This window comes from Polaribacter reichenbachii (assembly GCF_001975665.1).
GTDB classification, from domain to species: domain Bacteria; phylum Bacteroidota; class Bacteroidia; order Flavobacteriales; family Flavobacteriaceae; genus Polaribacter; species Polaribacter reichenbachii.
On sequence record NZ_CP019419.1, the window covers coordinates 2277501 to 2298774 of the forward strand.

15 protein-coding genes, 1 tRNA gene and 2 rRNA genes (1 of these 18 running past the window's edge) are annotated in these 21274 nt (G+C 32.1%); 11 read left to right on the forward strand and 7 right to left on the reverse strand.

All coding sequences use genetic code 11. The annotated features are described in order from the left end of the window. Positions 1–173, forward strand: a 23S ribosomal RNA gene (locus BW723_RS09545); it begins 2640 nt to the left of the window's first position. Positions 174–280: 107 nt separating this feature from the next. After that, positions 281–390, forward strand: a 5S ribosomal RNA gene (gene rrf, locus BW723_RS09550). 409 nt (positions 391–799) lie between these two features. Here rrf and BW723_RS09555 read toward each other — a convergent pair. The 6 genes from BW723_RS09555 to BW723_RS09580 form a co-directional block, all read right to left on the reverse strand. Beyond that, positions 800–2263, reverse strand: coding sequence for a glutamate synthase subunit beta (locus BW723_RS09555; RefSeq protein WP_068359391.1), 1464 nt, complete (start codon positions 2261–2263; stop codon positions 800–802). A gap of 4 nt (positions 2264–2267) precedes the next feature. Beyond that, positions 2268–6779, reverse strand: coding sequence for a glutamate synthase large subunit (gene gltB, locus BW723_RS09560; protein WP_068359392.1), 4512 nt, complete (start codon positions 6777–6779; stop codon positions 2268–2270). Between the two features lie 217 nt (positions 6780–6996). Continuing rightward, entirely contained in the window at positions 6997–8229 is a 1233-nt protein-coding gene (locus BW723_RS09565; RefSeq protein ID WP_068359393.1) for an ammonium transporter, read from the reverse strand. A 6-nt stretch (positions 8230–8235) separates the two neighbouring features. Beyond that, entirely contained in the window at positions 8236–8586 is a 351-nt protein-coding gene (locus BW723_RS09570; protein WP_068359394.1) for a P-II family nitrogen regulator, read from the reverse strand. Positions 8587–8714: 128 nt separating this feature from the next. Continuing rightward, positions 8715–10019 (reverse strand): ammonium transporter, encoded by a 1305-nt coding sequence (locus tag BW723_RS09575; protein WP_068359399.1) that lies wholly within the window; start codon positions 10017–10019, stop codon positions 8715–8717. A 41-nt stretch (positions 10020–10060) separates the two neighbouring features. Then, entirely contained in the window at positions 10061–11056 is a 996-nt protein-coding gene (locus BW723_RS09580) for an outer membrane beta-barrel protein (protein ID WP_068359401.1), read from the reverse strand. 273 nt (positions 11057–11329) lie between these two features. On the opposite strand from BW723_RS09580, the gene BW723_RS09585 reads away from it, so the two are divergent. Then, entirely contained in the window at positions 11330–12112 is a 783-nt protein-coding gene (locus tag BW723_RS09585; protein ID WP_068359403.1) for a tRNA pseudouridine synthase A, read from the forward strand. Positions 12113–12537: 425 nt separating this feature from the next. Here the strand turns inward: BW723_RS09585 and BW723_RS09590 are convergent, their stop codons facing one another. Then, positions 12538–13680, reverse strand: coding sequence for an acyl-CoA dehydrogenase (locus BW723_RS09590; RefSeq protein ID WP_068359405.1), 1143 nt, complete (start codon positions 13678–13680; stop codon positions 12538–12540). Positions 13681–13769: 89 nt separating this feature from the next. Here BW723_RS09590 and BW723_RS09595 point away from each other — a divergent pair, with 89 nt between their 5' ends. The 8 genes from BW723_RS09595 to BW723_RS09630 all read left to right on the forward strand — a co-directional run bounded on the left by BW723_RS09595 (position 13770) and on the right by BW723_RS09630 (position 21257). Further along, a complete protein-coding gene (locus BW723_RS09595; protein WP_068359407.1) occupies positions 13770–14828 on the forward strand; it encodes an anhydro-N-acetylmuramic acid kinase in 1059 nt (352 codons plus the stop codon). A 188-nt stretch (positions 14829–15016) separates the two neighbouring features. Beyond that, entirely contained in the window at positions 15017–16249 is a 1233-nt protein-coding gene (locus tag BW723_RS09600; protein ID WP_068359408.1) for a Glu/Leu/Phe/Val dehydrogenase dimerization domain-containing protein, read from the forward strand. A 16-nt stretch (positions 16250–16265) separates the two neighbouring features. Continuing rightward, on the forward strand, positions 16266–17669 hold the full coding sequence (gene nhaD, locus BW723_RS09605; RefSeq protein ID WP_068359409.1) for a sodium:proton antiporter NhaD: 1404 nt from the start codon (positions 16266–16268) through the stop codon (positions 17667–17669). A gap of 146 nt (positions 17670–17815) precedes the next feature. Then, positions 17816–18505 carry a MotA/TolQ/ExbB proton channel family protein gene (locus BW723_RS09610; protein WP_068359411.1) on the forward strand — a complete coding sequence of 230 codons (690 nt, stop codon included), beginning with the start codon at positions 17816–17818 and terminating at the stop codon, positions 18503–18505. A 48-nt stretch (positions 18506–18553) separates the two neighbouring features. Next, entirely contained in the window at positions 18554–18946 is a 393-nt protein-coding gene (locus BW723_RS09615) for an ExbD/TolR family protein (RefSeq protein WP_068359413.1), read from the forward strand. A 67-nt stretch (positions 18947–19013) separates the two neighbouring features. After that, entirely contained in the window at positions 19014–19853 is an 840-nt protein-coding gene (locus BW723_RS09620) for an energy transducer TonB (protein WP_068359415.1), read from the forward strand. A 58-nt stretch (positions 19854–19911) separates the two neighbouring features. Next, positions 19912–21120, forward strand: coding sequence for a bifunctional folylpolyglutamate synthase/dihydrofolate synthase (locus BW723_RS09625; RefSeq protein WP_068359417.1), 1209 nt, complete (start codon positions 19912–19914; stop codon positions 21118–21120). A 59-nt stretch (positions 21121–21179) separates the two neighbouring features. Further along, a tRNA-Val gene (locus tag BW723_RS09630) sits at positions 21180–21257 on the forward strand. Positions 21258–21274 lie beyond the last annotated feature (17 nt).

Here is a 21274-nt window from a genome sequence, read left to right on the forward strand (position 1 = left end):
AGCAGAGTAGCTACGTCGGGAAGGGATAAGCGCTGAAAGCATATAAGCGCGAAACCCACCACAAGATGAGATTTCTTTAAAGGGTCGTTGGAGATGACAACGTTGATAGGCTATAGGTGTAAAGGCAGTAATGTCATAGCCGAGTAGTACTAATAACCCATAGACTTATGTACGCTTCCCGAGCTTCGGCTCGGGAGACACTCTTTTTTTTATTTTGAACTTACAATATTATTTTACCATATGTTAACTTATACAGTTAAAGTAATTTAACTGAAAAACTTAGGGTGGTTATAGCATTGGGGCTCACCTCTTCCCATCTCGAACAGAGAAGTTAAGCCCAATAGCGCCGATGGTACTGCATTTATGTGGGAGAGTAGGTCGCTGCCTTTCTTTATCTTGTTAAATCAAGATCTTAAACCTCATATCTAATGATATGAGGTTTTTTTATTTTTTAAATATATCTCTTTTTTTATGCAATTTTCTGTGGTATTTTCGTTTTACTTTAGGAACTTAATTTTTAAATGAGATTACTATTTATTTTATTCTACTCTAGAATTACTTTAATGTTAACAAATTTGCCTGAAGTATCGTAATCGATAGCCCATAGTTAGGTACGAACGACGACTTTTAACGAAAAAACTGACCATTTTTATGACATTAGTTCTATCTTAATTGCTGTTGTTTCTTAAAAATGGATACGACTAAACAATTATTATAAATATACTTTAGTTGTTATTAGATATAAAAAAACTCATCAAAAGTTAATTTGATGAGTTTTATATGTTTTTGTGAAAGTCTATTACATCGCTACTAAATCGCCTGTAACATCTTTTGATGGTAATTCTGATTTCCCCATTAAATATAAATCTACTTGTCTTGCAGCTTCTCTTCCTTCTGAAATTGCCCAAACGATAAGAGATTGTCCACGACGCATATCTCCAGCAGTAAAGATATTTGGAATATTAGTTTGGTATTTACCATATTCTGCTTTGTAATTTGAACGAGCATCTTTCTTAATTCCTAATTTATCAGCTAAAGTACTTTCTGGTCCTGTAAAACCAAGTGCTAGTAAAGCTAAATCACAAGGCCAAGTTTTTTCTGTACCTGCAATTTCTATTAACTGAGGTCTTTGACCAGGAACCATTTTCCATTCAACGTTAACTGTTTTAAGAGCAGTTAATTTTCCGTTTTCATCTTTTATAAATTCTTTCGTATTGATTAACCAATTGCGCTGAACACCTTCTTGATGTGAAGAAGAAGTTTTTAATTGTAATGGCCAAAATGGCCAAGGAGTAGTTGGAGAACGATGTCCTGGTGGTTTAGGCATAATCTCGAAATTAACTACGGATTTTGCTCCATGTCTGTTAGATGTACCTATACAATCTGAACCAGTATCTCCACCACCAATAACAATTACATTTTTATCGGTAGCCATTACTTGATTTTTTACTTCTTTACCAAATAATACTTTTGTTTGCTGTGTTAAAAAATCCATTGCTTGTACAACTCCATCAGCATCAATTCCTGGAGTTGGTAAACTACGTCTTTCTGTAGCTCCACCACAAAGAACAATTGAATCAAAAGATTTTAAATCTTTTACATCATAATTAACACCAACGTTAACGTTAGTTTTAAATGTAATTCCTTCTGCTTCTAAAATTTTAACTCGTCTATCTATAATTCCTTTTTCCATTTTGAAATTCGGAATTCCATAACGTAATAATCCACCAACTTCATCATCTCTTTCAAAAACAGTTACTGTATGACCAGCTCTGTTTAATTGTTGAGCAGCAGCTAAACCTGCAGGGCCAGAACCAACAACTGCGATTGTTTTTCCAGTTCTTGTTTTAGGAGGCTGTGGTTTAATCCATCCTTCTTTAAAAGCACGTTCAACAATGTTTTTTTCTATATTTTCTATAGATACTGGATCTTCTATAATACCTAATACACAAGATTTTTCACATGGAGCAGGGCATAAGCGACCTGTAAATTCTGGAAAGTTGTTTGTAGAATGTAACAACCAAGATGCTTTTTGCCATTCTCCTTGGTGTACCATATGGTTAAAATCTGGAATTAAATTTCCTAATGGGCAACCACTATGACAAAATGGTATTCCACAATCCATACAACGTGAACCTTGTTTGGTAATTTCTTTATCAGAAAGAGGTACTGTAAATTCTTTATAATCTTTTATACGATCTTTTACAGAAGTATATTTTTCATCTTGTCTTTCAAATTCTTTAAATCCTGTTACTTTTCCCATGACATTATGCTATTGTTAATTCTTCTACCATTGGTTCTTCTGTTCTTAAACGTTCTAAAGCGCGTTTGTATTCTGTTGGCATTACTTTTACAAAGTTTGTTAAGTTAGTATCCCAATCAGCTAATAGACTCGCTCCTTTATCACTATCAGTAAATAAAACGTGTTTTTCTATTGTTGCTTTTAAATCAGTTGCATCTTCACTTGAAATTTCTTCAAATTCGATAGTTTCTGTATTACATAATCCGTTTACAAATTTGTTTTCTGGATCATAAACATATGCAATTCCACCACTCATACCCGCAGCAAAGTTTCTTCCTGTTTTACCTAAAACAATTACTTTACCACCAGTCATATATTCACAACAATGATCACCTACACCTTCTACAACTGCAGTTGCACCAGAATTACGAACAGCAAAACGTTCTCCTGCAATTCCGTTGATATAAGCTTGACCATTTACGGCACCAAATAAACAAACATTACCAATTATTATATTTTCATCGGCTATAAAATCTGCTTTAGTTGGTTTTTTTACAATTAATTTTGCACCAGATAAACCTTTTCCTAAATAATCATTTGTGTTACCTTCTAAAATAAAAGTTAATCCGTAAGCACCAAATGCTCCAAAACTTTGACCCGCTGACCCTGTAAAGTTTATATTTAAAGTATCTTCTGGTAAACCTAAATGACCATAAATTTTAGAAATCTCATTACTAACTATTGCGCCAACTGTTCTGTTAACGTTATTAATAGGGTATGCTAAGTTCATTTTTTCTTTACGATATAAAGCTCTATGTGAGTCTTTTAGAATAGTAAAGTCTAAAACATTTTCTAAATTATGATCTTGTTTTTCTGTATTCTTAACAGTTAAACTTCTATAAACACTAGGTCTGTGTAAAATACTAGATAAATCTAACCCTTTTGCTTTATAATGCTTAATTGCCTTATTAGCATTTATTTTATGTGTTTGACCAACCATTTCAGCTAAAGTTCTGAAACCAAGTTGTGCCATTATTTTTCTTAATTCTTCTGCAACGTAATAAAAGAAATTAATTACGTGTTCTGGAGTACCTTTAAAGTTTTTTCTTAACTCTTTATCTTGAGTTGCTATACCAACAGGACAAGTATTTAAATGACACTTACGCATCATAATACAACCTGAAGCTACTAATGGAGCAGTTGCAAAACCAAATTCTTCAGCACCTAGTAAAGCTGCAATAGCTACATCACGTCCTGTTTTTAATTGTCCATCACATTCTACAACAATTCTACTTCTTAAATTATTAAGCACTAAAGTTTGTTGTGCTTCAGATAAACCAAGTTCCCATGGTAAACCTGCATGTTTTAAAGAGGTTAGTGGAGAAGCTCCTGTACCACCATCATAACCAGAAATTAATACTACATCTGCTTTTGCCTTGGCAACACCAGCTGCAATTGTACCTACACCAACTTCTGATACTAATTTTACATTAATTCTAGCTTCACGATTTGCATTTTTTAAATCGAATATTAATTGTGCTAAATCTTCAATAGAATAAATATCGTGATGTGGAGGAGGAGAAATTAAGCCTACAAAAGGTGTAGAGTTTCTCGCATTCGCAATCCAAGGTAATACTTTATAGCCAGGTAATTGACCACCTTCACCAGGTTTAGCACCCTGTGCCATTTTAATTTGAATCTCTTTTGCGTTTGATAAATAATGGGAAGTTACCCCAAATCTACCAGATGCTACTTGTTTAATGGCAGAGTTTCTACTATCACCATTTATATCTTTTTGAAAACGTCTTCTGTCTTCACCACCTTCACCAGAATTAGATTTACCACCAATTCTGTTCATTGCAATTGCTAAATTTTCATGTGCTTCTCTTGAGATAGATCCATAAGACATTGCACCTGTTTTAAAACGCTTTACAATATCTGTCCAAGGTTCTACTTCATCTAAAGGAATAGGATCTAGGTTATCAAATTCGAATAAACCACGAATTGTCATTAAACTTTCTGCCTGCTCGTTTATAGTCTTAGCATAAACGTCGTAACTCTTTTGATCACTTAATCGAACAGCTTGTTGTAATTTAGAAACTGTAGTTGGGTTAAATAAATGACGTTCACCATTTCTTCTCCATCTATAATCTCCACCAATATTTAAACTTAAATTTTTATCAATTTGGTTATCTGGATAAGCTTGTTTATATCGTTGATCTATTTCTTTTTCAACTTCATATAAACCAATTCCTTCTATTCTTGATGCAGTATAAGGGAAATATTTTTCTACAAATTGTGAGTTAAAACCAACAATTTCAAATATTTGAGAACCTCTATAAGATTTTAAAGTAGAGATTCCGATTTTATTCATCACTTTTAAAACACCTTTACCAATTGCTTTGTTAAAGTTGTCTACCGCTTTTTGCTCATCCATATCAGTAATAAAGCCTTCTTTAACTTGCATTCTGATAATTTCATTTACCATATATGGGTTAATGGCACTAGCTCCATAACCAAATAAAGTAGCAAAATGATGGGGCTCACGTGGTTCTGCAGATTCTATTATAATATCAAAATGAGATCGCTTACGTAATCTGTTTAATTGATGATTTACATAAGAACAAGCTAATAAAGCCGGTATTGGTGCATTTTCTTGATTTACACCTCTATCTGAAAGAATAATAATATTAGATTTTCTTTCTAATGCTTTTTCTATTTGAATGATGATATCATCTAAAGCATCTTCTAAACCATTTAGACCTTTTGCTTTTGGATATAATATATTGATAGTTTCTGCTTTGAAACTTTCAATATCTATATTTCTAATTTTTTCTAAATCAGCATTAGAAATTACAGGGTTCTGTATTCTTAATTTACGACATTGTCTGTCTGTAATGCTGAAAATGTTTCTGTCTTTTCCTAAATTTAAACTAATATCTGTTACAATATTTTCTCTAATTCCATCTAAAGGTGGATTTGTAACCTGAGCAAATAATTGTTTAAAATAGTTTGATATTAATTGTGGTCTGTCTGATAAAACAGCTAAAGGAGTATCAATTCCCATTGAACCTAAAGCTTCTTTACCTCCTTGTGCCATTGGCGTAATTACTTCTTGAATATCTTCGAAAGTATAATTAAATAAACGTTGACGTGTTTTTATATCAATGGTTTCAATTGGGCAAGTTTCGCTAGTATAAGGAACATCTTTTAAATGTAAACGAGTTTTATCTAACCATTCTTGGTAAGGTCTTTCAGAAACAATTTTATCTTTTATTTCTTCATCATCAATAATTCTACCTTTATTCATATCTACCAAGAACATTCTTCCTGGTTCTAATCTTCCGTGTTTTTCAATGTCTGAAGGATCAATATCAACTACACCAACTTCAGAAGACATAATTAGTTTTCCGCTTTTTGTAAGTGTATATCTAGAAGGTCTTAAACCATTTCTGTCTAATAAAGCTCCAATATAATCACCATCAGTAAAAGGTACAGATGCTGGGCCATCCCAAGGCTCCATAATACAAGCATTATATTCATAAAAAGCTTTACGTTCTTTAGACATTGTTGCATGTTTTTCCCAAGCTTCAGGAATCATCATCATCATAATTTCTGGTAAAGAACGACCAGTATGTGTTAACAATTCTACAACCATATCCATAGAAGCTGAATCTGATTTTCCTGGCAAAATTATAGGAAAAAGTTTGTCTATTTGTGTGCCAAAAACATCACTTTTCATGATTTCTTCTCGTACACGCATTCTACTTACATTACCACGTAAAGTATTTATTTCTCCATTCTGACACATATGTCTAAATGGTTGAGCAAGTTCCCAAGTTGGCATTGTATTCGTGGAGAAACGTTGGTGTACTAATGCTAAACGAGTAACTAAATCTATTTCTTGAAGATCTTTATAATATGGTCCAATATCTTCTGGCATTATAATACCTTTATAGATAATGGTAGTTATTGATAAACTTGGAATGTAAAAATAATTGGCTTCAGAAATTTTAGAATTTCTAATTTCATGCTCTGCTATTTTACGAGCAGCATATAATTTTGCTTTAAAAGTAGCTTCGTCTATATCTTCGGTTTTACCGATAAAAAGTTGCTCTATATTTGGTTCTGAATTCAGTGCAATTTCACCAAGTTGAGAAGAATCTACAGGAACTTCTCTCCATCCTAAAACAGATAAACCTTGTTTTTTTACTTCGGATTCGAAAGTAGTTTTACAAAAATTATATTGATTTGAAACTTTTGGAAGGAAAACCATTCCAACAGCATATTCTCTTTGATTTGGAAGTGAAAAATTACAGACACGTGTAAAGTAATCATGAGGAATATCTATTAATAAACCTGCACCATCACCGGTTTTACCATCTGCACTTACACCACCTCTATGTTCTAATTTTACTAGAATTTCTAAAGCATCGTGTATAATTTGATTTGTCTTTTCTCCATTCAAATTACATATAAAACCAGCTCCACAATTTTCATGTTCAAACTCTGGTAAATATAGTCCTTGTTTCTCCATATTATTTTCAATTATATTTACAAAGCTATGTATTTTGTTGAATATAATTCAGTTTTAAAAGATGTTTGATGTAATTTTTGTGATGAAATTAAAAATACAGTATAAAAAACGTATTTATCATAATTTTAAGGTTTTTTATTTGTTAAATTCATAAAAACAAGAAAAACGCCTTTAAAATGTTAATCTTAAAGGCGTTTTTTGTTATAAATGTAAATAACTAGTGTTCGTTAAGTCTAAAATCGGGGTAAGCATCCATTCCATGTTCATGAACATCTAAACCTTCTAGCTCCTCTTTTTCAGAAACTCTTATACCAACAACTTTTTTAAGTGTAAAAATGATGATAAAAGAGGTTACCAAACAAAAAGCAGCGTAGCAAGCTACTCCAGTTAACTGAATTAAAAATGTGTGTTCTGGATTTGTAGAGAAAATACCAACAGCTAAAGTTCCCCAAATTCCACAAATTAAATGCACAGCAATCGCACCAACAGGATCATCTAGTTTTATAGCATCAACAAAAGCAACTGCAAAAACAATTAAAGTACCAGCAATCGCACCAATAATTATTGCACTTTCTGGTGTCATTACATCTGCACCAGCAGTAATACCTACTAAACCACCCAAAATTCCATTTAGAAACATGGTTAAATCTAAGTTTTTGTATTTTAAAAATGATACTAATGCAGCAACAACTCCACCTGCTGCAGCAGCTAAACAAGTTGTTACTAAGGTTAAAGAAGTTAATTCAGGATCTGCAGAAAGCACAGAACCTCCATTAAAACCAAACCAACCTAACCAAAGAATTAAAACACCAGCTGTTGCAAGTGGTATACTATGACCAGGTATTGCTCGTGGTTTTCCGTTTTTATCAAATTTACCAATTCTAGAGCCCAATAACCAAACTGCAACTAAAGCAGCCCAACCACCAACGGAATGTACTAAAGTAGATCCTGCAAAATCATAGAATCCCATTTGGTCTAAAAATCCGCCACCCCATTTCCAAGAACCAGCAATTGGGTAAACTAAACCAACATAGATTATTGTAAAAATCATAAAAGGCCCAATTTTCATTCGTTCTGCAACTGCACCCGAAACAATTGTTGCGGCTGTAGCTGCAAACATTCCTTGAAATAAGAAATCTGTCCACCAAGTATAACCTCCATCTGCATATTCTGGAGTCATTCCATTTTCTGGAGCAGAAATTCCAAAACCTGCAAAATCAATGATACCTGCAGAACCTTCTGCAAAACCAGGATACATAAGGTTAAAACCACCAATGTAATAAAGTAGTAAGCCTACTGTAATTATAAAAATATTTTTAAAAAGTATGTTAATTGTGTTTTTTTGTCTAGTTAATCCGATTTCTAAAAATGCGAAACCTGTATGCATAAAGAAAACTAATGCTGTACAGATCATCATCCATACATTATTTGCTGTAAATATTGCGTCCATTTTTTATTATTTTGATATTTTTTTTAAAGTTTCACCACCTTTTTCTCCTGTTCTTATTCTGTAAGCTTCTGTAATATCTGATACAAAAATTTTACCATCACCAACTTCTCCTGTTGCTGCTGATTTTAATAATGCTTTTATAGTTACTTCTTCAAAATCGTCATTAACTACTATAGATAAGTATCTACGTTGTATGTCGCTAGTACTGTAACTAACACCTCTATAAACATGGGCTTCTTTTTCGTTACCTAAACCGGTTACATCCCAATAAGAGAAGAAGTTTACATCAACTTCATGAAGTGCTTCTTTCACTGCACTAAATTTGGATTTTCTAATAATTGCTTCGATTTTTTTCATTCTAATTATGATTGATTAATTTTATAATTTTGCGAAAAATAGTAAAAAAATATTATACCAAAGAAAATCACGCAACTCGTAAGCTGCGTGATTTTTAAAATATAATAGTAAATATTTAGAGTTTTTCTCTATTTATCAGTATCAAATTCTCTAACTCTTTTTCCTGGATAAGCAATTGATCCGTGTTCAGAAATATCTAATCCTTCGATTTCAACTTCTTTAGTTACACGTAATCCCATAGTTGCTTTTAAGATTCCTAAAACAATAAAAGATAAAGCTACTGCCCATACAGCATAAGCTAAAACTCCAATTGCTTGAGCACCTAATTGAGCAGCTCCACCACCATTTAATAAACCAATTGCAGTATCACCATCTACACCCCAAAGACCAATAACTAAAGTACCCCATGCACCAGCTACACCGTGTACAGAAGCAGCACCAATAGCATCGTCAATTTTTAATTTCTTTTCGATAAATTCAATTGAGAATACTACAATAATACCACCAATTAAACCAGCTAATACAGCACCACCAGCAGTCATGTTTCCACAACCTGCAGTAATACTTACTAAACCAGCTAAACAACCATTTAATGTTTGTCCTAAGTTTGGTTTACCATACCAGATCCAAGTTGTAATTAATGCACCTAAACCACCAGCTGCAGCAGCTAAGTTTGTAATTAATACTACTGTAGAACCACCAGTTGCATCAGCACCACCCCAAGCTAATTGAGATCCACCATTAAATCCAAACCAACCAAACCAAAGGATAAATACACCTAAAGTTGCTAATATTTGGTTATGACCAGGAATTGGTAAAACTTTACCATCTACGTATTTCCCTATTCTAGGACCTACCATAAATGCAGCTACTAAAGCAGCCCAACCACCTACAGAGTGTACAATAGATGAACCGGCAAAATCGATAAACTCAGCTGGCATAATACCATCTGTATCGTTTAACCATCCACCATTCCATTCCCATCCACCAGAAATTGGGTAGATGATAGCGGTCATTACAAGTGAAAATATAATATAAGTTGTGTATTTTGTTCTACCTGCTATTGCTCCAGATACAATTGTTGCAGTTGTTGCAGCAAACATTGTTTGGAAAAATAAATCTGCTCCTTCTCCTTGGAATAAGCCACTCCAGAAAAACCATCCGTTAGAAGTATCTCCATACATTAAAGAATAGCCAACTAACCAGAAAGTTATAGAACCAACACAGATGTCTAGCAAGTTTTTCATTGCTATGTTTACTGCATTTTTAGATCTTGTCATACCAGATTCTACTAATGTAAATCCTGCTTGCATTAAGAATACTAAGATACCTGCAATCAGCATCCAAAGCATTCCCATATCTCCATTTACTTGCTCTAATACTTGAGCAGCTTCTGATGGAGTATCTTGAAAAAGTGTTAAAAATAAACTCATATATATAAATTTTAGTTAGTAATTAATAGTTGAATTTCTTCTTAGAAAGAATAGATCGCTGCAATTGTAAAGGCAGATAAGCTATTAGTAGCCATACCATCGTTGTCAAAATAAGGCTCATCATTATCCCATCCATCTAATCTAAATTCAGGCTTAATGATTAAGTTGTCTACAGTATAACTTCCTGTTAAAGTTAAACCTAAAACACTCTCGTCATTATTTGCGTCACCATGTAAAGCGTAAATTTCACTTCTTAATCCTAAAGAAAAGCTTTCTGAAGTTGCTAATTGTGGGTATAAAGCTACACCATAGAATCCAGAACCGTCATTGTCATTATATGCAGCGTTTATTCCTAAGAAAAAGCTATCAGAAACATCAAATCCACCTGTATAATCAATTTCGAAACCTAAACCACCATTGTTTCCACTATCATAGTATAAGTTAAGAAACTGTCCTTTATATCCTAATTGAGTACCAAAAGCATATTCTCCTGTCATAGAAGTATCGTTAGTATCCCAAGGGTTTGTAATTGCTAACATTAAGCTAAAGTCTTCAGATAAAGTAAAATCAGCTTTTAAACCCATATGAGAAAATGGTCCGCTAGAAAATAAGTAAGATGTACTATAGTTAAAGTTTGCTGCAGGAGCAATAACTTCATAACCTAAAAAAGTATTCCATCTACCAAAAGTTAACGTAGTGTTTTCAGATACATTCCAGTAAACATAAGCTTGGTTTACAATACCATCAACAATATCTGAGTTAAAAGTAGCTCCAGCACCTTTAGGTCCAGTAACTAAATCCAAAACAGCTCCAGCGTTTGCTCCTTCGTAACTAGCAATAACATTTGCCATACCTAAAGCAAATCCAGATTTACCAGCAAATGCAGTTCCAAAAGAAGGCGCTGAATTATCAGGTGAACTTAAATACGTTTGATAGTACGCATCAACAGAACCGCTAATAGTTAATTTTTTTTCTTCATCTTGTGCATTTACTAACAAGCTGCTTGCTAATAATAAAGTAAAAATAATTTTTTTCATAATGATGTTCGTTTTAGTTTTTATTGATTTTTATTATTTGAACACTCCAAATGTAAATATTTAATTTAATCTAGCAAGGGGGTAGAATTTTAAAAATAGGATTTTTGAAGGGTTACCCCTTAAAAAAATGGGGGTTAATTTGAGATAACTTTATTTTAACGTTTATTTAAGGTAGAAAATGTTAGGTTCGTAAAAAAGTAAGCTATAATTTTGAGATATTCATAAAAATGCACTTTTTGTAAAAAAAAATGCAATTATTGTACATTTGCGCTTATGAAATATTCAGTTTCTTACTTGATTTGCTTACAATTCCTTGGTTTCCGTTTTTCTGGGTGGCAAAAACAGAATAATGCAAAAACTTTGCATGAAATGGTAGATAAAACTTTGTCTTTTACGGTTTTAAAACAAGATTTTAAAACGATAGGTGTAGGTAGAACAGATGCAAAGGTGTCTGCGAATTGTTACTATTTTCAGTTGTTTACCCATTTAATTTTAGATGAAAATGTGTTTCTAGAATCGTTAAATTCTAATTTCCCAGCTGATTTTAGAGCTATTTCAATGCAAAAAATTGATACAAGCTTTAATATTATTGGTGCTGAAAAGGTAAAAGAATATCATTATTATTTTTCTTTTGGTACTAAGAATAACCCTTATGCAGCTCCTTTTATAGTGAATGTTAATGATGATTTACATATAGAATTAATGCAAAAAGCGGCTCAATTATTTTCTGGAGAACATTACTTTCATAAATATTGTACTAAACCTTCTGAAAATACAATTTTTAAGAGAACTGTAGATTCTTGCGAAATTGTAGTGAATGATATTTTAGTTGCTAACTTTTTTCCAGAAAAGTCTTACATATTAAAAGTAAAAGGGAAAGGTTTTTTAAGGTATCAAATAAGATTGATGATGGCAACTCTTTTTGAGGTTGGTAAAGGGAATTTAGATTTACAATTTATTGAATCTTCTTTAAAAGAGGATAATGATAGAAAATCTTTAAGAAATATAGCACCTTCATCTGGTTTGCAATTGTATGATGTGGATTTACAGTTGTGAAAATAGATTGCTCATTTATATGGATTTAATTCTTTTGAGTTTTTAAAGAATATGTTGATTTTCGGATTTTTGATTTTGTTGGCAAGTATTTGCGTGAGCGATAGAAATGGCATCCTTTTTTGAAGAATGAAAAAAAGATATAATGCATAGCGCGATTTTTGTTTTTCACAAAAACACGCCAAAAAAAAATCCACCTTTACAAAGATGGATTTTTATATATTATAATTGTTGTGCATTTTGATAAAATTCTGTCAATTCGAGTAAATTTGACGATTGAAATGAGATAAATTTGTATCGAGAATAAGAACTTTAGCTTCTAAATTAGTTCTCGATACAATTTTTCGTTCCTCAAAATCACTCGAACTGACATTTTCTTGTATTCAACTTTAAAATGCACAAGATGTACATTATATATAAAGATTAAATTACCCTTTTATAACCCCTCTAGAAATCACTATTTTCTGAATTTCTGAAGTACCTTCGTAAATCTGAGTAATTTTTGCGTCTCTCATTAAGCGTTCTACGTGGTATTCTTTAACAAAACCATTTCCTCCGTGAATTTGAACAGCTTCTACAGTTTGTTCCATAGCAACTTTACTGGCATATAATTTAGCCATTGCAGATTCCATTTCGTAGTTTTGGCCTTGGTCTTTAACCCAAGCAGCTTTCATAACCAACATTCTTGCGGCTTCAATTTCGGTATACATATCTGCTAATTTAAAAGCGATGGCTTGATGATTGCAAATTTCTGTTCCGAAAGCTTTACGTTCTTTAGAATATTTTAAAGCCAATTCATAAGCGCCAGAAGCAATACCTAAAGCTTGTGCAGCGATACCAATTCTACCACCAGAAAGTGTTTTCATTGCGAATTTAAAGCCAAAACCATCGTCGCCAATTCTGTTTTCTTTGGGAACTTTAACATCGTTAAATTGTAAGGTGTGTGTGTCTGAACCACGAATACCTAATTTATCTTCTTTTGGTCCAATATGGAAACCTTCTGTGTCTTTTTCAACAATAAAAGCATTGATTCCTCTATGGCCTTTTTTTCTATCAGTTTGTGCAATTACTAGGTAAACATCAGAACGCCCTCCATTTGTAATCCAGTTTTTTGTTCCGTTTATTAAATAATGATCTCCTTTATCTATTGCAGTTGTAGCTTGAGATGTTGCGTCTGAACCTGCTTCTGGTTCTGATAAACAAAAAGCGCCAATTTGCTCTCCAGAGGCTAATTTTGTTAAATATTTTTGTTTTTGAACTTCGGTTCCGAAAGCTTCTAATCCGTAACAAACTAAAGAGTTGTTTACAGAAACCATTACAGAGGCAGAGGCATCTATTTTAGATAATTCTTCCATAATTAATACGTAAGAAATAGCATCCATTCCACTTCCTCCATATTTAGGATCAACCATAATACCCATAAAACCAAGTGCTCCCATTTTTTTTACCAATTCGTCTGGGAATTCTTGTTTGTTATCTCTTTCAATAACACCAGGTAATAATTCGGTTTTAGCAAAGTCTCTTGCTGCATCACGTATCATTATGTGTTCTTCTGTTAAGCTAAAATCCATATCGTATTTTTATTATATCCGTAATTAATGTCTGCAAATATATCGATTTCGTAATATATTTTGAAAATACTTTTATTATTTTTACAAATATGATGATAAACGAAATTTTTGCTATTGGTGTAATGTCTGGAACATCTTTAGATGGAGTAGATTTAGTTTATGTAAAGTTTGATAAAAATGATTACAGAAATTTTGAGATTTTAAATTCTGAAACTGTAAGTTATTCTAAAAATTGGAAACAGGTTTTACAAAATGCAATTCATAGTTCTGAAAAAGAACTGAATGAATTGGATTTGAATTATGGACGACTCTTGGGTGATATTATAAATGATTTTATAAACAATAATGCAATTGTAAATATTGATTTTATAGCTTCTCATGGACATACAATTTTACATCAACCAGAAAAGGGAATTACACTACAGATTGGTAATGGAAATGAAATTGCAAAAATTACAAAACAGAAAGTGGTTTGCGATTTTAGAACCCAAGATGTAAAATTGGGTGGGCAAGGAGCTCCTTTGGTTCCTATTGGAGATGAAATAATGTTTTCTAACTATGATTTTTGTTTAAATCTAGGTGGCTTTTCAAATATTTCTTTTAAAAAGGATGATAAAAGAATTGCTTTTGATATTTGTCCTGTAAATATTGTTTTAAATTTTTATGCCAATAAATTGGGATTTGAGTTTGATAAATCTGGAGAAATAGCAAAATCAGGAACCATAAACCATCAGCTTTTAGCTGAATTAAACGCGCTAGAATTTTATCAAAAAATACCACCAAAATCCTTAGGGTTAGAGTGGGTGCAACAAAATATTTTTCCGTTAATTGATCAATTAGAACAAGATGTGCCTTCTGTTTTAGGGACCTTTACAGCTCACATTGCTACGCAAATTAGTTCAATTGTTAAAGGTAGTGCTTCAGTTTTGTATACAGGAGGTGGTGTTTTTAATACTTTTTTAATGCAAGAGATTGCGTGTTATACAAATGTTAAAATTGGTTTGCCAGATAACAAATTAATTCACTTTAAAGAAGCTTTAATTTTTGCGTTTTTAGGTTTGTTAAAGATTGATAATCAGGTAAATTGCTTGGCGAGTGTTACGGGGGCAAAAAAAGACCACTCCTCTGGGGTTATTTTTAACGCTTAGTTACATAAAAAATTAATTTGAACAATCATTTTTTTACTGTAAGTTTGTAGGGATATCGCAATATTTTATAATAATTTAAAATCACTTTTAAAAATGAATCAACTTTAACTTTTTCCATTCAATTTTTATCAAAAAAAAATGGAAAAGGAAATGAATATTATAAGTTGAAAAATCATCAAATTTTAAAAATGAAAGAATTATTAAAAATATACGAAAATAAACAACCTGAAATCGTTTTTCATTGGAAAGACCAAGAAAGTGAAGCAGAAGGCTGGACAGTAATCAACTCGTTAAGAGGAGGAGCTGCAGGAGGTGGAACTAGAATGAGAAAAGGGTTGAATATGAATGAGGTTTTGTCTTTAGCAAAGACAATGGAGGTAAAGTTCACAGTCTCTGGGCCAGCAATTGGTGGAGCAAAATCGGGTATTAATTTCGATCCTAACGATCCTAGAAAAAGAGGAGTTTTAGAGCGTTGGTATAAGGCAGTTACTCCGCTTTTAAAACATTATTATGGTACTGGAGGTGATTTAAATGTAGATGCAGATAAAGATGTAATTCCGATTACAGAAAGTTGTGGCGTTTGGCATCCGCAAGAAGGTATTTTTAATGGGCACTTTAAACCTTCTGAGGCTGATAAGATAAATAGAATTGGTCAATTACGTATGGGCGTAATTAAAGTGATAGAAGATGAAGCGTTTTCGCCAGATTTATCAAGAAAATATACTGTAGCAGATATGTTAACTGGTTATGGTGTGGCAGAAGCTGTAAAACATTATTACAATATTTACGGAGGCGAAATTAAAGACAAAAGAGCCATTGTACAGGGATTTGGAAATGTAGGTGCAGCAGCAGCTTATTACTTAACAAAATTAGGTGCAAAGGTTGTTGGAATTATTGATAAAGATGGAGGTTTAATAAACGAAGAAGGTTTTACAAAACAAGAAATGACTAATTTATTTTTATCAAAAGATGGAAATAAATTATCAGCAAAAAATATGATTTCTTTTGATGAAATTAACGAGAAAATATGGGGGTTATCAGCAGAAATATTTGTTCCTGCTGCAGCATCTCGATTGGTTTCTCAAGATCAAGTGCAACAAATGATAGATGCTGGTTTAGAAGTAATATCGCCAGGAGCTAATGTTCCTTTTGCGGATAAAGAAATTTTCTTTGGTCCAATTATGGAGTATACAGACAATCATTTAAGCTTGTTGCCAGATTTTATTTCTAATTGCGGTATTGCTAGAGTTTTTGCTTATTTAATGGAAGCAAAAATAGAATTGCCAATGCAAGATAAAGCCATATTTAACGATACATCAAACATTATTAAAAAAGCCCTTCAAAAAACATTTAAAAAGAGTGCCGCGAAAACAAAAATTTGTTCTACAGCATTCGAAATAGCATTGAAACAATTAATCTAAATAATAAATTTAAAAAATGGAATCAGTAATAATTATTGTATTTGTAATGGGATATTTGGCCATTACGTTAGAGCACAATTTAAAATTAGACAAGTTAATTCCTGCCCTGGTCATGATGGCAGTTTGTTGGGCTCTGGTGGCACTTGGCGTAGATAATTTTACCAATTGGTTCGATTCTGCAAATCACGGTTTAGTAGATGGTTTTGCGTCTATGGGGCATGAAGATAAATTACATTTAGTTGAAGAAACTTTATTGCATCATTTAGGAAAAACAGCAGAAATTTTAGTTTTCCTATTAGGTGCAATGACTATTGTAGAAATTATCGATTATTTCGATGGTTTCTCTACAATTAAAGGGTATGTAAACTTTAAAAGTAAAAAGAAACTTTTATGGATGTTTGCTATTCTTGCTTTTGTTTTATCAGCAATTATCGATAATTTAACAGCAACAATTGTATTGATTTCTATTTTACAGAAAATTGTTAAAACAAGAGATGATAGAATCTGGTTTGCAGGTTTAATTATTATTGCAGCCAATGCAGGTGGTGCTTTTTCACCAATTGGAGATGTTACAACAACAATGCTTTGGATTGGAGATAAAGTAAGTACAGGTATGTTATTTACCTATTTATTTTTACCATCATTATTATGTATGGTGGTTCCTACTTTTATTGCAACTTTTTTACCTGCATTTAAAGGAGAAATTGATTTTGATGAAAACGAAGTAGAAAAACCTAAAAGTCAGCATAGTGCAACGATGTTATATTTAGGATTAGGAGCTATTTTATTTGTACCAGTTTTTAAAACAGTTACGCATTTACCACCTTATGTTGGTATGATGTTATCTTTAGGTATTGTAGCAACGTTTGCAGAAATTTACAGTAATTCTAAATTTGCTTTATCAAAAGTAGAAGGTGAGCAAGCGCAAGAACACGAAGCAGAAGCACATCATAGTCCTGTACACGCTTCTTTGTCTAAAATAGAAATGCCAAGTATCTTATTTTTCTTAGGAATTTTAATGGCAGTTGCAGCTTTAGAATCATTAGGAATTTTATTTAATTTTGCTGATAGTTTAAAACAAGGAATTCCTTTAATTGGTTCTGAGTTAGATGGTACAGTAGTTTCTGATTTAGTAGTTTTACTATTAGGTATTGGTTCTGCAGTTATTGATAATGTACCATTGGTTGCAGCTAGTTTAGGAATGTTCTCAGAAGGTTTAGATAATCCTTTATGGCATTTTATCGCATTTTCTGCAGGTACTGGAGGTTCTATGTTAATTATTGGTTCTGCTGCTGGAGTTGTAGCAATGGGAATGGAAAAAATAGATTTCTTTTGGTATTTGAAAAAAATATCTTGGTTAGCTTTAATAGGATTTTTAGTTGGATCTTTATCATTTGTTTTACTAAGAGCGTTTATTTAAACATATTTTAATAAAATTTAAAATGTCATTTTGTTAATTTACAAAATGGCATTTTTTTTGCTATAATTGAAACCGAATTGTTACCTTGAAACAATTTTAAAAAAGAACGGTCGTTAATATATAAAACCAAAAAAAAACTTAGTTGAATGATTTCATTTTTTCAAGAAAATAAAGACTTATTAGAAGAAGCTGTACAAGAAGAAAAAACACTTTCTATCTATAAGTTAATTATGGATGGTGGTTTAGGAGGGCAAATAATTATTGCTTTGCTATTTGTTTTACTAGCTGTGGCGCTATATATTTATTTTGAACGCTTTTTTGCCATAAAATCAGCCTCTAAAGTAGATAAGAATTTTATGAATCAAATTAAAGATTTTGTTTCTAACGGAAATTTAGAATCTGCAAACGCACTTTGTAAAAGTAAAAACACACCAACTGCCCGATTAATTGGTAAAGGGATTTCTAGAATTGGTAAACCTTTAGATGATATCAATACAGCTATAGAAACTGCAGGAAAATTAGAAGTGTATCAACTCGAAAAAAACGTTTCAGTTTTAGCAACAATTGCAGGTGCTGCGCCAATGATTGGTTTTTTAGGAACTGTTATTGGAATGATCATTGCAATTCACGAAATCGCAAATGCTGGTGGGCAAATAGATATAAAGATGCTTTCTGACGGATTATATACAGCAATGACAACAACGGTTGCAGGGTTAATTGTGGGTATTATTGCCTACATAACTTATAATCATTTAGTAGTAAGAACTAATAAAGTAGTGTATCAAATGGAAGCAAAATCGGTTGAGTTTTTAGATTTATTAAACGAGCCAGTATAGAAGGGTTTAAAATTTAAAATTCAAGATTAATAACCGTGAAAATATAGTATGAATTTAAGAGGAAGAAATAAAGTAGATCCGTCGTTCAATATGTCTTCAATGACAGATATTGTTTTTCTATTACTGATATTTTTTATGCTAACATCTACTTTAGTAACTGTAAGTGCTATTGATGTTTTATTGCCAAAAGCTGGTGGAAAAACAGAAAACAGTAAATCTGTTGCTGTAACCATTAGCAATAAATCTATTTTTTATATTGATAAAACTGAGGTAAGTGCATCAAGTTTAGAAAGTGAAATCTTAAGAAGTGTCGGTACAGATAAAAAGAAAACCATTGTTATTAGAGGTGATAAAGATGTGCCTTATAAAAATGTAATGAAAGTAATTGATATCGCAAATAAGAATAAATTAAAAATGATTTTAGCTGTAAAAGGGAAATAAAAACTTTTGTCAGTTCGAGTGATTTTCTGAATAAAATGAGGAAAATTGTATCGAGAACTTTGTAAAAATGCCAATATTAGACACAAAACATAAACGAAAATCAGCAATAATAACATTTATAATTTTAATGTTATTGATATTTGGTATTCTAAATTATGGAATGCAATATTTAGATCCGCCAGAAGAATATGGGGTTGCCATTAATTTTGGAGATACTGATTATGCCAGTGGAGAGCCTGTCTTAAATACAAAAAAAGCACCCACTCCAGAAGTTGAAGCGCAAGAAGAAATTATAGAGGAAAAGGTTGTAGAAACTCCTGATGAAATTATCGAAGAAGAAATTATTACTGAAGAAACGGTAGAAGATGTTCCTGTAGTAGAAAAGGTAAAAGAAGTTAAAAAAGAGCCCGTAAAAGAGGTGGTTAAAAAAGAAGAAAAGCCAAAAGAAAAACCGAAACCTAAGCCAAAACCATCAAAAGAAACAACAGATGCGTTAAATAGTTTGTTAAATGGTAACGTTTCTGATGGTGCGCCTAAAGGAGAAGGTGATGATGGTAAAGAAGGTGTAAAAGGAAAAGTAAATGGAGATCCAGATGCCAATAAATATTATGGAAACACAGGTAGCGGTTCTGGAGGGAATTATAATTTAGCGGGTAGAAAAGCTTTGTCGAAACCTAAAGAACAGCCCGATTGTCAAGAAGAAGGTATTGTTGTGGTTCGAATTATAGTAAATAAAAACGGAAAAGTAATTAGAGCAGTTCCAGGGGTAAAAGGTTCTACAAATACAGCTGCTTGTTTATTAAAACCAGCTAAAGAAGCTGCTTTAAAAACAACTTGGAATGCAGATGATAAAGCGCCTGCAAATCAAACAGGAACTATTATTTATAAGTTTACGCTTTCTAAATAATCTTGTATTTTTGTTGATTCTGTCATTCCTGCGAAAGCAGGAATCTAAAATCAGAATTATGACGTATAAAGAAACTCTAACTTGGATGTTTTCGCAATTACCTATGTATCAAAAAGAAGGTAAAACAGCATTCAAAAAAGATTTAACCAATATTCTAGCTTTTTCTAAAGAATTAGATCATATAGAAAACAAATTTAAATCCATTCACGTAGGTGGTACAAATGGTAAGGGTTCAACGTCTCATATGTTGGCTTCAATTTTACAAGAAGCAGGTTATAAAGTGGGTTTATATACATCGCCACATTTAAAAAACTTTACTGAGCGAATTCGTATTAATGGTGATGAAATCTCTAAAGAAAAGGTTACCTCATTTATTGCAAAACACAAAACCTTTTTAGAAACAGAACAGCTGTCTTTTTTTGAAATGACAGTGGGTTTAGCCTTCGATTATTTTGCAAATGAAAAAGTAGATATTGCAATTATAGAAGTCGGTTTAGGAGGTAGATTAGACTCTACGAATATTATTACTCCAGAAATTTCTGTAATTACGAACATAGGTTTAGATCATACACAATTTTTAGGTGAAACATTGCCTGAAATTGCTTTTGAAAAAGCAGGAATTATAAAAAATGATATTCCTGTAGTTATAGGTGAAAAACAAGATGCCGTTAAAAGTGTTTTTATAGAAAAAGCGAAATCAACGAATTCAGAGCTCTTTTTTGCTTCGGATAGTATACTAGATTATAAAAGTGATTTGTTAGGAGATTATCAGCAAAAAAACACCAAAACAGCGGTTTTAACCATTCAAAAACTAAAAGGATTTACCGTTTCTGAAGAAAATATTAAAAATGGATTATTGAATGTTGTAAAAAACACCAATTTAAAAGGGAGGTGGCAAATTTTACAAAATGATCCAAAAGTAATTTGTGATACTGCTCATAACAAAGAAGGTTTAGAAATTGTGTTGCATCAATTAAAAAAAGAAGAGTTTACAAAGTTACATATCGTATTAGGTGTGGTTTCTGATAAGAAATTAGAGGAGGTTTTACCTCTTTTTCCAAAATCAGCAATTTATTATTTTTGTAAACCAGATATCCCAAGAGGACTTTCGGAAGAAGAATTGCAAGCAAAAGCAATAAATTTTGATTTAATTGGAAAAAAATATGCATCAGTAAAAATTGCTTATAAAAACGCCTTAATGAATGCAAATCAGCAAGATATAGTTTATGTTGGCGGAAGTACTTTTGTTGTTGCAGAAATAATTTAAAATAAATTTCATTTTTTGTTTGTCAGATTCAAAAACAGTGTTATATTTGCAACCGCTTAGGGCAATTAGCTCAGTTGGTTCAGAGCACCTCGTTTACACCGAGGGGGTCGGGGGTTCGAATCCCTCATTGCCCACCAAGAAAAAATCCTTCACA

Excerpts from the sequence above, each read along its gene's own strand:
- BW723_RS09590 (WP_068359405.1), bottom strand. The coding sequence starts at position 13,680 with ATGGATTTTAGCTTAACAGAAGAACACATAATGATACGTGATGCAGCA.
- BW723_RS09585 (WP_068359403.1), top strand. The coding sequence starts at position 11,330 with ATGAAATATTCAGTTTCTTACTTGATTTGCTTACAATTCCTTGGTTTC.
- BW723_RS09600 (WP_068359408.1), top strand. The coding sequence starts at position 15,017 with ATGAAAGAATTATTAAAAATATACGAAAATAAACAACCTGAAATCGTT.
- BW723_RS09570 (WP_068359394.1), bottom strand. The coding sequence starts at position 8,586 with ATGAAAAAAATCGAAGCAATTATTAGAAAATCCAAATTTAGTGCAGTG.
- BW723_RS09595 (WP_068359407.1), top strand. The coding sequence starts at position 13,770 with ATGATGATAAACGAAATTTTTGCTATTGGTGTAATGTCTGGAACATCT.
- BW723_RS09555 (WP_068359391.1), bottom strand. The coding sequence starts at position 2,263 with ATGGGAAAAGTAACAGGATTTAAAGAATTTGAAAGACAAGATGAAAAA.
- BW723_RS09575 (WP_068359399.1), bottom strand. The coding sequence starts at position 10,019 with ATGAGTTTATTTTTAACACTTTTTCAAGATACTCCATCAGAAGCTGCT.
- gltB (WP_068359392.1), bottom strand. The coding sequence starts at position 6,779 with ATGGAGAAACAAGGACTATATTTACCAGAGTTTGAACATGAAAATTGT.
- BW723_RS09580 (WP_068359401.1), bottom strand. The coding sequence starts at position 11,056 with ATGAAAAAAATTATTTTTACTTTATTATTAGCAAGCAGCTTGTTAGTA.
- BW723_RS09625 (WP_068359417.1), top strand. The coding sequence starts at position 19,912 with ATGACGTATAAAGAAACTCTAACTTGGATGTTTTCGCAATTACCTATG.
- BW723_RS09615 (WP_068359413.1), top strand. The coding sequence starts at position 18,554 with ATGAATTTAAGAGGAAGAAATAAAGTAGATCCGTCGTTCAATATGTCT.
- BW723_RS09565 (WP_068359393.1), bottom strand. The coding sequence starts at position 8,229 with ATGGACGCAATATTTACAGCAAATAATGTATGGATGATGATCTGTACA.
- BW723_RS09620 (WP_068359415.1), top strand. The coding sequence starts at position 19,014 with ATGCCAATATTAGACACAAAACATAAACGAAAATCAGCAATAATAACA.
- nhaD (WP_068359409.1), top strand. The coding sequence starts at position 16,266 with ATGGAATCAGTAATAATTATTGTATTTGTAATGGGATATTTGGCCATT.
- BW723_RS09610 (WP_068359411.1), top strand. The coding sequence starts at position 17,816 with ATGATTTCATTTTTTCAAGAAAATAAAGACTTATTAGAAGAAGCTGTA.